This is a genomic window from Streptomyces sp. NPDC004788 (assembly GCF_053601115.1).
In genome coordinates, this window is sequence record NZ_JBSGBF010000004.1 from 148,239 (window position 1) to 160,434 (window position 12,196).

Sequence of the window (12,196 nt, forward strand, 5' to 3'; positions counted from 1 at the left end):
GAACGCTCCGGTGAGGCGACTGGTGAACTTCGCCCAGTAAAACCCGCAGCGCCCCGGCCCGCATGGGTCGGGGCGGGAGTCGAGAGGATTCCATGCAGCCCCCGGTCTGCCCGTAAGGGTGTGGCCCGCGCGTCATGGCGTGAGGGGGTACCAGGTCCCGGCCGATCGGCCGGTTGACCTAGCCCTAGGTGTGATAGAGAGACAAGGGTCTTTCGCCGCCGCGACCGAAGGAGGATCGTGCCCGTATCGCTCGACAAGGCCACGGACTACCTGTGCCTGGCCGATGTTGCTCGCGAAGTGGGAGTCACCCGCGCCTGCGTCACGAACTGGCATAAGCGCCATGAGGACTTCCCCGAGATCCAGTCGCTTGGCGGCATGGCGTACGTCAAGCGGGGCGAGCTGTACGCCTGGCTGAACAAGGGCGACCGGTGGTCGCGCATCCGCCTTAACCAGGAACGTGAGGCCATCGAGCCGCGCAAGCCACGCGTCCGCCGCGACGCCGGCGAGCTTCGGCGACTCATCGCGGAGCATGAGGCCGCATTGGTGCGCCTGCACCGCGAACTGCGCCGCTCGCTCGGCTGACATGTGATAGACGTACAACGAAAAGAGGGAGATCATGCGTAACCCGTTCGTGCCCCACCCCGTGCCCAGGATCGAGCACCGGTACGAGCTCCGCTTCTACTTCTTCGGTGAGGCCGAGCCCTCCATCACGGAGCTGGGTGCCCGCCGGTCGGTGGCCGCCCGTGCCATCCGTGCCATCCGCCAGGAGCGGGAGAAGGGCCACGACGTGCGCCTGGAGGTCAAGCACAAAGCCTCTTACGTGGAGTACGACGAGACCCTGTGCTTCGGCTGCATCGCCCGCCCCACGACCTGGGAGTGGGACTGTGACGGGCGGTATCGCACGGTCACGTGCGACTCCGATCAGTGCGACTGGTGGTCGTCGGTTGGGGCCCGCAAGAAGTAGGCGTCGGCCATGGTCGGCAGGGCGTGAGTAGCCACATCCCTGGTGCGAGTCCGGGGCGCCCGCTCGGCAGATCCATGTGTGATAAACAAACGCAGCATCGGAGGACCCCCAGTGATCCGACACGCCAGCGCCAGCCGCTACAAGTTCGCCCTTCGATCGGCCCGCGCTCTTTCAGGCCGCATCGCCGACGCCACCTCGAAGCCGGAAGAGATGCCGGACGATGCACGGTACTTCCTGACCGCCGACAGTCAGGCCGGCTTCGGGGTTACGTCTGACGGCACCCTCATCGGACTGTTCTCCCTCGTTAAGGGTAGAGGTGTGTCCCTCGTCCGGGCCGCCATCGCCCACGGCGCCCACCTGCTCGACTGCTTCGACGGCTTCCTGCCGACGTACTACCGCGGCTTCGGCTTCGTCGAGACCGAGCGCATCCCCAACTGGACGCCCGGCCAGCCCGACGTCGTCTTCATGGCCCTGCCCGCCCCCGCGCAGGCGGCTGCATGACTCACCGGCTCCGCCGGTAAGGGAGAGCGGCACACCCCGGGCGTTCGAGTCCCCGGCTCCCGCTACCTCTGCACGCATCAAGTGTGATAGAGAGACCGAAAGGAACGCACGATGACCGTGTCCTTCGACAAGGCCGCCGTCCCCACCGCCCAGAGCGTTGCCGCCATGGAGATCGAATTCAAGAACACCCGCGACGCCTTGGAGCTGGTGACCCACGAGCGAGACACCGCACTTCTCCAGATCGGCCAGCGCGACGCCGCGATCTCCAACCTGCGCGAGAAGGTCGAGCGCGAAAGTGACGAAGCGTACGCCGCCCGCAGCAAGTTCGCCCAGCTCCGCACCGAGGCCCGAGCCCTCCTGGTCAAGCTGATCGACGAGCACGGCCTGACCGAGCACCGCGAGGCCATCTCCGAGCAGGCCGAGGCCATCGGGTTGGACCCTCTGAGCATCAGCTACAAGGGCACGCTCACCGTGCGCTTCAACTTCGAGGGCCTCCAGAAGGACGACGGCTCCGACTTCACGGAGGACGACGCCCGGTACTGGCTTGAAGCCAGCCTCGGCGCCCGGGGCGACTTCGAACTCCGCGACTACGACGCCGACTTCGGCGACATCGAGCTTGAGCTGGAGTAACCCAGCGACCTCCAGGGGGAGCGGCCCACACCGAGCGTTCGAGTCCTCGGCCCCCACCAGGACGGCAGGCATCGCCACCAGTCCTTCAACCCCACCTCACCCACTCGAAGGGACACCCATGCCCTCCCTCGACCGCGACACCCTGACGGAGATCGCCGAGCACGCCCTGACCCGCCCGGCCGACGCCTACTTCTGGGATGACCGGCTGTTCACCACCCACGGCGCGGTCCTGCACTGGGCCGAGCGGAGCGACGACCTCCTGGAGGAGTCCAACTACCTCTCCGCCCTGGACCGCATCCGTGCGGCTGCCGACGCTGGCCGGCCGGACACGGAGGTCTCGGACGAGCACGTCATCGACGGGTCGTCCCGGCACTTCGCCTTCGGCTCCCTGCGCACCATCTACGTCCAGGTCTACGAGGGTGGATGCCCGGCCGACTGCGAGGGGCCCGGCCGGTTCGAGCACGAAGAGCACTGCGCCCAGAACGAGAACGATCGGTACTGCGCGATGTGGTGCCGCGTCGAGTGCGACGGCGAATGCAACGGCCCTCGCACCTTCACCCCGGCGTTCGTCGAGGCCGCCGAGATCATCAGCGGACTCCAGGATTACCCCTTTGTCGACGAGTCGGACCACTCCGAGCGCGAGTACGAGCGGTTCCAGTCCAACGTGAACGAGGCCCTCTCGGACGCCCAGCGGGAGTACGACTACGACTCCGAGCAGCAGACCGCCGCCATCGGCCAGCGTGCGTACGAGGAGCTGGGCGAGCTGTACGGCCAGCTTGCGGACGGCGCAGTCGACTCGGACAAGGTCGCCGACATCTACCGCGAAGCGCGCGACGCCTACTTCAGCGAGCTGGCGAACGAGCACCTGAACGCGCCCATCGAGGGCCAGCTCGCGCTCCTCGCGGCCTGACATCCCCACCCCAGGGCGAGCGGCACACACCGGGAGTTCGAGTCCCCGGCGCCCACCATCGCGGACGTCTGTCCCGCGAGCAGCACCCCAAGGAGAGACCGTGTCCATCTCTACCAACCTGCTGACCGAAGCCTTCCGCCCGCTCGCCCGCGTCTTCGGCAACGGCATGACCGCCGATCACGTCGGCTCGACGTTCACCTGCTCCGAGGCGAACGAGATCGCCCTGGCCCTGCACGTGTCCGGCCACGAGGAGGCCGCCGTGACCTGGCTCCTGGGCCACGCCGACAGCGAGGACTGGGACGACCTGCACGCCCACGAGTACGACGAGACCCAGGGCGACCACGACCGTGACAAGCCCCGTCTGTTCAACGAGGACGAGATCCGCGACTACCTTCGCGACCTGGCTGCGGACTACCTGGACGCCCTCCGCATCACGGCGGCCTCCTGATGACCGGCACCGCCACAGTCAGGCTGCACATCGAGAACCGGTACGAGTCCGGCATGGAGATCGTCACCACCCCGACCGCGACCGTCCCGATCCCGGTCCCCATGGAGGGCACCGAGGCCCGCGAAGAGTGGGACTACGACCACATCTTCCCTCACACCGGCACCGGCTGGACGGAGGGCGACTCCTGGTACGACGTCGAGATCGTCGAGTCCACCGCCTCCGAACTGGTCGGCATGACCTTCGAATTCGGCTACTGAACGACCCCTCACACGCAGGAGCCCAACCATGCTCAAACCTGGCTACACCAGCCTTGACCCCGACTGGCTCGCCCCACTACGCGAGCGCGTCGCAACCGAAGCGCCCGAGGCCGACTTCTTCGTCCACGTGGACAGCGCGAACCACTTGTCGCTGGAGAAGATCATCGTGCCGCGAGAGAAGCGCAACCAGGGGATCGGCTCGCGGGTCATGACCCTCCTCATCACCGAGGCCGACCTTCGAGGGGTGACCATGTCCCTCTCCCCGACCCGGGAATTCGGCGCCACCAGCCTCGACCGCCTGCGCCGGTTCTACCGCCGGTTCGGCTTCTCGATGAACGGCGGGCGCATCAAGGACTACACCACGAGGCAGGCCATGCTCCGTCTTCCTGCCGGACCGAAGGGGACTGACCGATGACCGTCGTGCTGACAGACCGCATTGCCGAGGCCGTAACCGACGAGAACGTGCAGGGCATCATCGACATTGCCGCATACGGAGGGATCACTTACTGGGCGATCGAACCGACGGCCGCGGAGCGGGCCGGCCTGCCCTCCGACAAGCAGTACGTCATCGTCGAGGGTGATCAAGTCTTCGGAGGGAGCCGCGAGGTCGAGGCCGTCCACTACCTGAGCCGAGACCAGATACGGGTCGCCTACGCCAAGCTCCTGGACCTGAACCAGGAGTATGTGAACCGCGAGTACCACGGCTACATCATCCAGTCGTGGATCGATCGGGAAGAGCTGCACGGGATCGACGTCGCGCACATCGACGCCGGCGCCGCTGACGTCATCGTGCAGGTCGCGATCTTCGACGAAGTTCGTTACGGCTAAGTGTGATAGACAGACCAGTGTGTTAGGTTGGCAACGCCAGCCCAGGGAGACCGGCAGACGCCGGGGTTCGAGTCCCCGGCTCCCGCCATCGCGGACAGTCCGCGAGCAGTGGCCCGAAAGGTGCAAGCACGATGAAGATCGAGCGCGAGGCGTACGAGTACGAGGTCGAGGGCGGCACGCTGTACGTCACCGTCGAGATGGCGAAGCGCAAGACCGAGGTCGACTGGAAGAACGACGAGCGGCAGACGATCGAGACGTTGATCCCTCGCGTCCGGATCAGCTCCGACCCCAAGTTCAGGAGCGAGGTCGAGCACGGGTTCCTGAAGGTCCGGGGCCGGAAGTACACCACGGAGTACACCTACGACCGCCTGCCTGACGGCCAGGGTCATCTCGACCGGCACGGGCTGACGATGAACTGGTCGACCGACGTCGCCAACTACAGCCGAGGTCGCCGCAACGACAAGGGCAAGCAGCTTGACTACGAGACGGTGACCTACGGAGTGCTCGCCAAGCTGGAAGTCGCGACGCTCAAGAGGTTCGAGGCCGAACACCCCGACTGGAAGACCGAGAGCATCCGTCTCCGCTTCGAGTGGGAGCGGGACTCGCACGACGTCAAGGCGAAGCAGCTCCAGGAGCGCGCCGAAAAGGAGCAGGCCGAGGCATCGCGCTGGCAGAAGCGCATCGACGAGCTGGCTGCCTGACCTGAACGACTGACGGGAGCGGGGCCGAGGTGAGATCGGCCCCCCTCCCTACCTCCAACGATACGAGAGGGCCCGAGATGGGACGCATGAAGGACATCGCGATCGACCTGATGAGCTACGAGCTGGGCGAGTTGGACGACCACGAGACGCTCGACCTGTTTGCCACCCTGATCCGCAGCGGCATGGCGTGGACCCTCCAGGGTTCCTATGGCAGGACCGCGGAGCGCCTGATCGAGGCCGAGCTGATCACCGAGGACGGCGAGGTCATCCCTGAGGCGCTGGAGGAGCTGGCCGCATGACCGCCCCGAAGCAGCTCGCCTCCCGGGTCGACGCCAACCTGGCCCGAGCCCTCCAGATCCTCGCCCCGACCGGCCTGACCCCAAGCGAGATCGTGAAGCGGGCGGTCACCCAGTTCGCCGAGGTCTACATGACCGCCGTCAACAACGGGGTCGCCAAGCCCAACGAGATCCCGACGCTCATCGCCTACCAGTACCGGCTCCCGCCCCTCCCGCAGCCGCCCCGAACCGGCGCCCTCCGCCTCCCCTCCCTCGGCCCGAACTCCAAGGAGAAGCACTCATGAAGCTGTCCACCACCGCCGTCACCATCACCGTCATCGCCGCCGCCTCGGCCCTCGTCGGGGGAGTGGGCGTCGGCGTCGCCCAGGAGACCAGCCGGCCCGCGCACGCCGGTCAGTCCGAGATCCTCGTCGCCACCGTCACCACCCCGCAGCTCCCGACCCGGCCGTGCCCGGAGGAGGACACCGACTCGAACAACTGCTTCTGGGACGCGGCCCGGCGCGGGAACGGCGAGGGCCACTCGTACTGGGTGGACGCCCAAGGGAAGGTGACCTACCTCGATCCGAAGTTGAACGTCGAGGCCGAGCGAGCCGCCTGGGCCCAGGAGAGGCAGAAGGCCGGCTGGGAGGACTGGGGCACTGTCTTCGGGCACCGGCTGTGCTGGGCGAAGGTCGGCGACACGTCGTACATCGAGTGCTTCGACGGATTCCGCGAGACTTCCTGAGATCCAGGTGTGATAGAGCGACAAGCTCAGGGTGACCGGCAGACACCAGGCGTTCGAGTCCCTGGCACCCACTCCCCGAACATCCATCGAGCGAGAGGGCCACGTCCGTGAAGTGCTACGTGACCAGCAGTGCAGGCGTGCAGTGCAAGAACGACGCCCGCCACAGCGACGGGCTGTGCATGGCCCACCGAACTCGCATGGCCCGATGGGGCCATGTCGGCAAGGACATCCCGATCCGCGAGTACGTCCGCACCGCCGAGATAGCCGCCGCCCCGAAGTACCTGAAGGGTGAGAGCGACGAGGAGAAGTTCGCCAGCGCCGTGACCTGGTCCGGTGACCACCAGCTCTGGACCGGCGGCGTCTGCAAGGCGACCGGCCTCGGCCAGCTCAGCTACAACGGCTACAACCAGACCGCCGGCCGGGTCGCATGGCTCATCGCCTTCGGCCCCCTGCCCAAGGGCACGCGAGTTTCCCCAACCTGTGGAGAGCGGCTGTGCGTTCGCATCTCCCACCTTCAGGTGACGTACGCGAACGGCGAGCACTACATCGACCTGACCCCGGTCGAGCTGGAAGAGCTGGCCGGTGCCGCGTGAACGGCTGGAGGTACGTGAACGGCGAGCCGCACTGGCGGCCCGACATCGAGACCGCGATGGCCGAGATCACCGGCGGACTGTACGGCCAGGAGTACGAGGACCGGCGCCAGGAGCTTGACGAACTGGTCGATGCCGTCCGCCGAGAGTGGGCCGCGAAATTCCGCGCCCACGAGATCCCCGACGTGATGGGCCGGAACTTCTACGTCCCCCTCGGGGTGACGTACGCCGCCGATCTGCTTGACCCAGACCAGGAGGACCCGAAGTGACACACGCACTGCTCGTAGGGCTGGCCGGCTACGCCCGGTCCGGCAAGGACGCGGCGGCACAGGTGCTCGTCGAGGGAGGTTGGAGGCGCGACGCCTTCGCCGACCGCCTGAAGGCGTTCCTGTACCGCCAGAACCCGCTCGTCCCCACTCACACCGGAATCCCGCCGGTTCGCCTGGTCAACCTGATCGCTGCGTACGGCTGGGACGGAGCGAAGGACAGGTTCCCCGAGGTTCGGCGCCTGCTGCACGCCACGGGTACCGACGCCGGCCGCGTGACGTTCGGCGAGGACATCTGGGTCGAGGCCCTGTTCAACGACTACGAGCCCGAGCGCGAGGCCCTGGTCGTGAGCGACGTCCGCTTCCCCAACGAGGCGCGAGCCGTTCAGTCCCGCGGAGGCGTAGTCATCTGGATCGACCGGCCCGGCGTCAGCCCGGCCAGGGATGCGCGCGGCGTGACGTACGCCTCCGAAGTGGCCCTGAAGAACTGGAAGTTCGACGCCGTCCTCCGTAACGACGGAGACCTCGACGACCTGCGTGACCGCCTGCTCGGCGTGACCGTCCTTGCCGGCCATTTCTCCTCTGCCGCCTGATGTGCGTGTGATAGAGTGACAGTCATCAAGAGGATCGCAGAACTCGACGCGCTGCCCGATGGCACGGTCGCAGTCGGCCTCGATCCCCAGGCCACCGTCGTGCACAAGCGGGCCGGCCAATGGATCGATCTCTGCAAGCCCCCCGGCACCACCTGGAACGTTCGTACCTACGTCATGGCCCGCCGCTACGGAGTGCGGGCAGTCGCCGAATCCGAGAGGACCACCGAAGTGAGCATCACCGAGAACACCCCCAGCGTCACTGACCAGCTCCGCGCCCTCATCGACCACTACCAGGGCCGCGAGGACGCGCGGACCAAGTTGATCCAGTCCTTCCTCAACGAGGACGGCGACCTCGACGAGGACAAGTACACCTGGAGCGAGTACGACGAGGCGACCGATGACTCCTCGCACGCTGCCCGCGATGACCTGGGGAACCTTCTCGGGGAGCTGGCCGGCCTTCTGCCGGACCAGGTGTGATAGAGAGACTGGTGTAGCTGTGAAGGCAACCATGAGCAGGGACGGCCGGCTTCGCTTCGACCTGCGGGTGACGCATCGGGTTGGGCTCGGAGAAATGGCCACCGCACTGGCGGCCGCCTACCGGTATCACGACGTACAGGACGACGGGCCGCTGGGCGACCTAGGCAAGGCCAAGATGCTGGCGGCCGTCAGGCAGACGCTCACCGAGCGAGGCTCCGACTACCTCGAAGGGTGGTCCGACGATCTCAGCCCGGCCGATACCGAGCTGTGGTGGGACTGGGCGGAAGGGCAGGTGCTCCGACACTTCCCCGAGCTGAGTGAGGAGGCCAGTCACTGAGGATCACCCCCCGAAAGCACGAGATCCAGGCGCTCGTCGACATCCTGACGGACCCGGGATTCGAGAAGCCTGAGGACATGGCCAAGGCCGTGCTGAAGGAGTCCGCTTCGATTCTCCAGATGCGAGACCTCTTCGTCCTCACCCACCGATGGGACGACGGGAGCAAGGGCCTGAACTACGGGCCCTTCGGCTCCACCGCCGAGGCTGAAGCCTTCGCCAAGAAGATGAGCTTCGGTGGCGCGGGCCGGGCCATCCCCCTGACCTCCTCGGGGATCGCCCTCGCCAACCACGACGGCAAGGCCGGCTGGCCCGGCTACTGCTATGAACCGAGCTGTGGCCATCCGCCCTTCACGCACTCCGCGGCCGGCGCCGGCCGCGGAAAGTGTCAACTCGGCGAGTGCGACTGCCAGAAGTTCGTGAAGGACCCGCCTAAGACCAAGAGCAAGAAGTAAGGAGCACCACCGTGACGTACAGGACAGTCGACTTTCGGGCCTGCGACTGCGGCGCGAAGCGCGCCTTCGCCTCCCGCCACGACGCCGAGAAGGCGATGGGCAGGGCTCAGGCCAAGCGCACCCGCAAGGCCGACGTCCGAGGTACCCGGCGCGGCCTGAAGGTCGAGGGCCGTACGTACCAGTGCGAGCACGGTGCATGGCACCTGACGAGCATGTCCCGCAAGCAGTACGAGGAGATCGCAGCGTGAGGATTCCTTTCTCCGAACCAGATGTGATAGTGAGACTGCGAGGTCGGCTCCCCCGTGTCGCCTGCGCGAGGTTCGGCCAGGTGACTCCGTGAGCCAGCGCGTTACGTCGAGTTGGCGGCGAGTGACCTGGACGGATGCAGAGAAGGCGCGCCTCGCCCGTCTGCTAGTGGGACAGGTGAAAAAGACAGACGAAACGGCGTAGAGTCCGTTTTACACACAGCGAAGACCCCCGGGCTGGTGCTCGGGGGTCTCTTTATCACACGGGGAGTGTGACATGGGGGCGCGAGTCCTTCCGCGCAAGCAGATCGGCAAGCAGGTCATCCGCATAGCCATCTACCTGCGGGTTTCCACGGCGCAGCAGCTCGAAGGCTATGGCCTGAAGGTGCAGGAGGCTCAGTGCCGCGCGTGGATCGCCTACGCGCTGCGCGGCCTCAATCACGTCATCGTGGACGTGTACATAGACGGCGGAGTCTCGGGCAAGCTCGCCAGCCGCGAGGAGCTGGACCGCCTGACCGCTGACGCGATGGCCGGCCGCCTCGACATGATCGTGTTCGGCAAGCTCGACCGCATCGGCCGCACGATGAAGAACATCCACCGCTGGGTCTACGACGTCACCGACAAGGGTGTCCGTGTCGCTACCGCCGACGGCCGGATCGACTCCGACGACGACATGTTCGGCATCCAGCTCTCCCTCCTTGCGTACATGGCCGAGGTCGAGCACGCGCTGATCCTGGAGCGCACGATGGGCGGCCGGATGCAGAAGGTCGCGGTCGGCGGCTGGCCTCTCGGCGAACCCCCCTTCGGCATCATGCTCGACAACGACGGCAACCCCGTTCTCAACCCCGCCGAAGTCAAGCAGTTCGAGGACGCCGCCAAGATCTTCATTGACGCGCCCGAGATGCCCAGCCGCGAGGATGGGGCCCGCTCCATGAACGCGCTGAACCACCGCAGCCGCCAGGGCAAGGAGTGGACCGGCGGCAACCTCGCCGCACGCCTGCGCGCCGGACTCAAGGGCTACGTCGACTTCACCTTCGCCGGTACGAACGAGGACGGCGAGCCCATCGAGACCTCGTACCGCGTAGAGATCCCCAAGCCCCTGCCTGACGACCGGGCCGCCGAGCTGCTCGCCATCCTGGACGCGGGATCTCGCCCCAAGAGCAGGCCCGCCAGCAAGTACCTGCTCTCGAACCGCCTCTTCTCCCTGTGCGGCACGCACCGCACTGGCGCGACGATCCCCGGCACCGACGATCGGTACTACCGCTGCATGGGCACGCGCGAGGGCGTCCAGGATCACGACTGCTGGGAGCTGCCGGCCGACGAGGTAGACGCGGCGGTCTGGGGTGAGGTCAAGAGCCTCATGGCCGACAAGGACAAGCTCCACGCCCTGATCGAGGGTTGGCTGGGCACCGTCCCCGAGCGCGCTAGCTCCTACCGCCGCCGCCTGGTCGAGCTGGACACCGAAATCGAGAAGAAGAAGGCTTCTCGCAGGCGCAAGATCGCCCTGCTCCTGGCGTCTGTCGATGACGAGGACGGCGACGACGCGACCCTCGTCGAGGAACTGAAGGCCGAGCTGAACGCGAAGATCGATGACCTGATCGAGGAGCGTGACCGGGTCTCCGTCTGGCTGGAGGAGGCCGAGGCGCAGGAGGGACGGGCCGCACACCTGATGTCCCTGGTCGAGAAGGTCGACGGGAACATGGACGACTTCACCCTGGACCAGAAGCAGGACGTGCTCGACCTGCTGAGGGTAGAGGTCCAGATCACCGACAAGGGACGGCCTCGCCACAAGGGCCTGGTCGACCCCATCACCGAGTGGCACCGCGAGACCGGCACCCCGATCCCGGCGACCGTGACCGATGAGATGTGGGACAAGGTGCGCGACATCCTGTCCTCCAACCGCCAGTGGAAGGACGTACGCGGCGGCTTCGAGGTGATGCTGGACAAGCTGCGCACGGGGCGGGCCTGGAACAGTTACAGCGGGGATGAGCGGATCGGCGGACGCACCTACGCGACGCTGTATCGGCGCGTGCACGCCTGGTTCGGCTCGGGTGAGTACGCGAAGGCGCTGGAGGCTCTGTCGCCCTTCCTCGGGGTGCCTGTGCCGCCCCTGTACGTGCTCCCGTCGATGCATGTGACCGGCGCAGTCGATGACAGCGTGGTCGGCCAGGCCGCGGGCGAGATGAAGCGCTCCGCGAGCTGCAACAAGGGTGAAACGGCCGAAGTATCTTCCCTGAGATGGTCATCTTCGGACTCATCCAGCCCGTGATGTTCGTGATCCTCTTCACGTACGTCTTCGGCGGCTCGATGAAGATCGGCGACACCACCGACGCGCAGGTCTACAAGGACTTCCTGATGGCCGGCATCTTCGCCCAGACCGTCACCTTCGCCACGGCCGGCGCGGGCGCGGGCATCGCCGACGACATGCACAAGGGCCTGATCGACCGCTTCCGCTCGCTGCCGATGGCCCGCGGCGCCGTGCTCACCGGCCGCACCCTCGCCGACCTCGTCCAGACGGCCCTGACGCTGTTCGTCCTCGCGATCGTCGCGCTCATCGTGGGCTGGCGCCCGGGATCCGCGGAGCCGACCAACGCCGCGAGGATCATGGCCGGCTTCGGCCTGCTGCTCCTCCTCGGTTACGCGTTCACCTGGATCGGCGCCCTGATCGGCCTGACCGTGCGCACCCCGGAAGCGGCCACCTCCGGCGGTCTGATCTGGCTCTTCCCCGTCACGTTCATCTCGAACGCGTTCGTGGACTCCAACCAGATGACGCCATGGCTGCAGCACATCGCCGACTGGAACCCGTTCAGCGCGACCGTGCAGGCATGCCGCAAGCTCTTCGGCGACCCGGGACTGTCCCAGTCCCAGGCATGGCCGATGCAGCACCCCGTCTGGGCATCGCTGATCTACTCGATCGCGATCGTCGTGATCTTCCGGACCCTGTCGGTGCGCAAGTACCGCCGGGCGGAGGGCTGAC

At 66.8% G+C, this 12,196-nt stretch carries 22 protein-coding genes; all 22 read left to right on the top strand.

Features of this window, described 5'->3' with window-relative positions; all coding sequences use genetic code 11:
* The first annotated feature begins 237 nt into the window (after positions 1-237).
* The 22 genes from ACWEJX_RS03890 to ACWEJX_RS03995 all read left to right on the top strand — a co-directional run bounded on the left by ACWEJX_RS03890 (position 238) and on the right by ACWEJX_RS03995 (position 12,195).
* A complete protein-coding gene (locus tag ACWEJX_RS03890; RefSeq protein WP_451605928.1) occupies positions 238-582 on the top strand; it encodes a hypothetical protein in 345 nt (114 codons plus the stop codon).
* Positions 583-616: 34 nt separating this feature from the next.
* Positions 617-964, top strand: a complete 348-nt coding sequence (locus ACWEJX_RS03895) for a hypothetical protein (protein ID WP_451605929.1) — start codon at positions 617-619, stop codon at positions 962-964.
* A 318-nt stretch (positions 965-1,282) separates the two neighbouring features.
* A complete protein-coding gene (locus ACWEJX_RS03900) occupies positions 1,283-1,465 on the top strand; it encodes a hypothetical protein (protein ID WP_451605930.1) in 183 nt (60 codons plus the stop codon).
* A 111-nt stretch (positions 1,466-1,576) separates the two neighbouring features.
* The gene (locus ACWEJX_RS03905) at positions 1,577-2,095 is read left to right on the top strand and encodes a hypothetical protein (RefSeq protein ID WP_451605931.1); all 519 of its coding nucleotides are present in this window, start codon (positions 1,577-1,579) and stop codon (positions 2,093-2,095) included.
* Between the two features lie 118 nt (positions 2,096-2,213).
* Positions 2,214-3,005, top strand: coding sequence for a hypothetical protein (locus tag ACWEJX_RS03910; protein WP_451605932.1), 792 nt, complete (start codon positions 2,214-2,216; stop codon positions 3,003-3,005).
* Between the two features lie 100 nt (positions 3,006-3,105).
* Entirely contained in the window at positions 3,106-3,453 is a 348-nt protein-coding gene (locus ACWEJX_RS03915) for a hypothetical protein (RefSeq protein WP_451605933.1), read from the top strand.
* Complete coding sequence (locus ACWEJX_RS03920; RefSeq protein WP_451605934.1) at positions 3,453-3,710, top strand: hypothetical protein; 258 nt, start codon at positions 3,453-3,455, stop codon at positions 3,708-3,710. The genes ACWEJX_RS03915 and ACWEJX_RS03920 overlap by 1 nt, the downstream gene beginning before the upstream one ends.
* Positions 3,711-3,738: 28 nt before the next feature.
* Positions 3,739-4,125: a GNAT family N-acetyltransferase gene (locus ACWEJX_RS03925; protein ID WP_451605935.1), complete on the top strand. Its 387-nt coding sequence runs from the start codon at positions 3,739-3,741 to the stop codon at positions 4,123-4,125.
* Complete coding sequence (locus ACWEJX_RS03930) at positions 4,122-4,538, top strand: hypothetical protein (RefSeq protein WP_451605936.1); 417 nt, start codon at positions 4,122-4,124, stop codon at positions 4,536-4,538. The genes ACWEJX_RS03925 and ACWEJX_RS03930 overlap by 4 nt, the downstream gene beginning before the upstream one ends.
* Positions 4,539-4,669: 131 nt before the next feature.
* Positions 4,670-5,239 carry a hypothetical protein gene (locus ACWEJX_RS03935; RefSeq protein WP_451605937.1) on the top strand — a complete coding sequence of 190 codons (570 nt, stop codon included), beginning with the start codon at positions 4,670-4,672 and terminating at the stop codon, positions 5,237-5,239.
* Between the two features lie 77 nt (positions 5,240-5,316).
* Positions 5,317-5,538, top strand: a complete 222-nt coding sequence (locus ACWEJX_RS03940) for a DUF7417 domain-containing protein (RefSeq protein WP_451605938.1) — start codon at positions 5,317-5,319, stop codon at positions 5,536-5,538.
* A complete protein-coding gene (locus ACWEJX_RS03945) occupies positions 5,535-5,819 on the top strand; it encodes a hypothetical protein (RefSeq protein WP_451605939.1) in 285 nt (94 codons plus the stop codon). The genes ACWEJX_RS03940 and ACWEJX_RS03945 overlap by 4 nt, the downstream gene beginning before the upstream one ends.
* A complete protein-coding gene (locus tag ACWEJX_RS03950) occupies positions 5,816-6,259 on the top strand; it encodes a hypothetical protein (protein WP_451605940.1) in 444 nt (147 codons plus the stop codon). The genes ACWEJX_RS03945 and ACWEJX_RS03950 overlap by 4 nt, the downstream gene beginning before the upstream one ends.
* 119 nt (positions 6,260-6,378) lie before the next feature.
* The gene (locus tag ACWEJX_RS03955; RefSeq protein ID WP_451605941.1) at positions 6,379-6,852 is read left to right on the top strand and encodes an HNH endonuclease; all 474 of its coding nucleotides are present in this window, start codon (positions 6,379-6,381) and stop codon (positions 6,850-6,852) included.
* On the top strand, positions 6,849-7,118 hold the full coding sequence (locus ACWEJX_RS03960) for a hypothetical protein (protein WP_451605942.1): 270 nt from the start codon (positions 6,849-6,851) through the stop codon (positions 7,116-7,118). Before ACWEJX_RS03955 ends, ACWEJX_RS03960 begins: the two co-directional genes overlap by 4 nt.
* Entirely contained in the window at positions 7,115-7,708 is a 594-nt protein-coding gene (locus tag ACWEJX_RS03965) for a deoxynucleotide monophosphate kinase family protein (protein WP_451605943.1), read from the top strand. The genes ACWEJX_RS03960 and ACWEJX_RS03965 overlap by 4 nt, the downstream gene beginning before the upstream one ends.
* 15 nt (positions 7,709-7,723) lie before the next feature.
* Positions 7,724-8,185 (top strand): hypothetical protein, encoded by a 462-nt coding sequence (locus ACWEJX_RS03970; protein WP_451605944.1) that lies wholly within the window; start codon positions 7,724-7,726, stop codon positions 8,183-8,185.
* Between the two features lie 31 nt (positions 8,186-8,216).
* The gene (locus ACWEJX_RS03975) at positions 8,217-8,522 is read left to right on the top strand and encodes a hypothetical protein (protein WP_451605945.1); all 306 of its coding nucleotides are present in this window, start codon (positions 8,217-8,219) and stop codon (positions 8,520-8,522) included.
* A gap of 77 nt (positions 8,523-8,599) precedes the next feature.
* The gene (locus ACWEJX_RS03980) at positions 8,600-8,974 is read left to right on the top strand and encodes a hypothetical protein (protein WP_451605946.1); all 375 of its coding nucleotides are present in this window, start codon (positions 8,600-8,602) and stop codon (positions 8,972-8,974) included.
* Between the two features lie 11 nt (positions 8,975-8,985).
* Positions 8,986-9,222, top strand: coding sequence for a hypothetical protein (locus ACWEJX_RS03985; protein ID WP_451605947.1), 237 nt, complete (start codon positions 8,986-8,988; stop codon positions 9,220-9,222).
* Positions 9,223-9,496: 274 nt separating this feature from the next.
* Entirely contained in the window at positions 9,497-11,488 is a 1,992-nt protein-coding gene (locus ACWEJX_RS03990) for a recombinase family protein (protein ID WP_451605948.1), read from the top strand.
* The gene (locus ACWEJX_RS03995; protein WP_451605949.1) at positions 11,458-12,195 is read left to right on the top strand and encodes an ABC transporter permease; all 738 of its coding nucleotides are present in this window, start codon (positions 11,458-11,460) and stop codon (positions 12,193-12,195) included. The genes ACWEJX_RS03990 and ACWEJX_RS03995 overlap by 31 nt, the downstream gene beginning before the upstream one ends.
* Position 12,196: the final 1 nt, after the last annotated feature.